The 1,788-nt window shown below is 64.7% G+C and carries 2 pseudogenes; both read right to left on the reverse strand.

From position 1 onward, the window contains the following. Nucleotides 1-1,336: pseudogene (gene miaB, locus AHiyo1_RS04925) on the reverse strand (tRNA (N6-isopentenyl adenosine(37)-C2)-methylthiotransferase MiaB); the annotation flags it as partial. A 148-nt stretch (nucleotides 1,337-1,484) separates the two neighbouring features. Further along, nucleotides 1,485-1,788 (reverse strand): annotated as a pseudogene (locus tag AHiyo1_RS04930) (lytic transglycosylase domain-containing protein); the annotation flags it as partial.

Below are 1,788 nucleotides of genomic sequence, written 5' to 3' on the forward strand. Positions count from 1 at the left end.
CACGCATCGCCCACACGGGAGCGCCTCAAGCTGTAGTCCGCCGTCTCTCCGGATCGGAGACGAGGTGGAAGGCAGCGGCCTCGGTGATGGTCACGGTGACGAAATCGCCGGGCCGCGGAGTCTCTGCGCCTTCCGGCACGGAGAAGTGGACCAGGCGCTGGTCCTGGGAACGACCCGAAAGGCGATGCGTTTCCTCGGCCTTGCGGCCGGATTGGGCCGTGACAAGCAGTTCAACCCGGCGTCCGAGCTGTTTCGCGTTCTCCTCGGCCGCGATGCGGTCCTGGAGGGCCGTCAGCCGCTCGTAGCGTTCCTGGACAACGGCCTTGGGCAGCTGGTCCGGAAGGTCCGCGGCCGGGGTGCCCGGGCGCTTGGAGTACTGGAAGGTGAAGGCTGAGGCGAAGCGTGACTTCTCGACGACGTCGAGCGTGGCTTGGAAGTCCTCTTCCGTCTCGCCGGGGAAGCCCACGATGATGTCCGTGGTGATCGCGGCGTGGGGAATCTTGTCGCGGACCTTGTCCAGGATCCCCAGGAACTTGGTCGAACGGTAGGAGCGGCGCATGTCCTTGAGGACCTTGTCCGAACCGGACTGGAGGGGCATGTGCAACTGCGGCATGACATTGGCGGTCTCGGCCATCGCGTCGATGACGTCGTCGGTGAAGGCAGCCGGGTGCGGGCTCGTGAAACGGACACGCTCGAGGCCTTCGATATCACCGCAGGCGCGGAGCAGTTTGGAGAAAGCCAAACGGTCCCCGAATTCCACGCCGTAGGAGTTCACGTTCTGCCCGAGCAGCGTCACCTCGACGGCGCCGTCGTCCACCAACGCCTGGATTTCAGCGAGGATCTCGCCGGGACGTCGGTCCTTCTCCTTGCCGCGGAGCGACGGCACGATGCAGAAGGTGCAGGTGTTGTTGCACCCGACGGAGATGGAAACCCAGCCCGAGTACACGGAGTCGCGCTTGGTCGGCAAGGTGGAGGGGAAGACGTCCAGCGACTCCAGGATTTCCAGCTGTGCCTCGTTGTTGTGGCGGGCCCTGTCCAGCAACGCCGGGAGCGCCCCTACATTGTGGGTCCCGAACACTGCGTCCACCCACGGCGCCTTGCGCACGATGGTTTCGCGGTCCTTTTGCGCAAGGCATCCGCCGACGGCAATCTGCATTCCAGGATGGGCGGCCTTGACCTGTTTGAGTTCCCCGAGGTTGCCGTAAAGCTTGTTGTCGGCGTTCTCACGGACGGCGCAGGTGTTGAAAACCACGACGTCGGCGACGCCGCCGTCGAACGGCACGTACCCTGCATCCTCGAGGAGCCCTGCCATGCGCTCGGAATCATGGACATTCATTTGGCAACCGAAGGTGCGGACCTGGTAGGTGCGCTTCGCCGCGTGCTCGGGTGCCGGATCGACGACAGGGCCCGGAGCGGGCTGCTGAACGGGGGCTGGTGCTGGTGCTGCAGAAGGGGAACTCACCAATCTAGGGTAGCCCCTCGGACTAGTACCAGTTGAAGCCCATCTCATGCTGCCAAGCGTTGCAGGGCGAACCGTAACGGTCGCGGATATAGCCGAGGCCCCAATCGATCTGGGTCCGGTAGTTGCTGAGCCAGTCGCTGCCTGCCGAATAGTACTTGTCCGGCGGCAGCGCCTGCGCTACACCGTAAGCGCCGCTGCTGGGATTGGTGGCGTCCGTCATCCAGCTTGATTCCTGGGTCCACAGCAAGGACAGGCACTGCATTTGGTCCTGGCCCCAACCATAGGCGCCGAGCCGGGAGGACGCGTATTGCCGTGCGCCGGCGGGG

This window comes from Arthrobacter sp. Hiyo1, assembly GCF_001263615.2.
GTDB lineage: Bacteria > Actinomycetota > Actinomycetes > Actinomycetales > Micrococcaceae > Arthrobacter.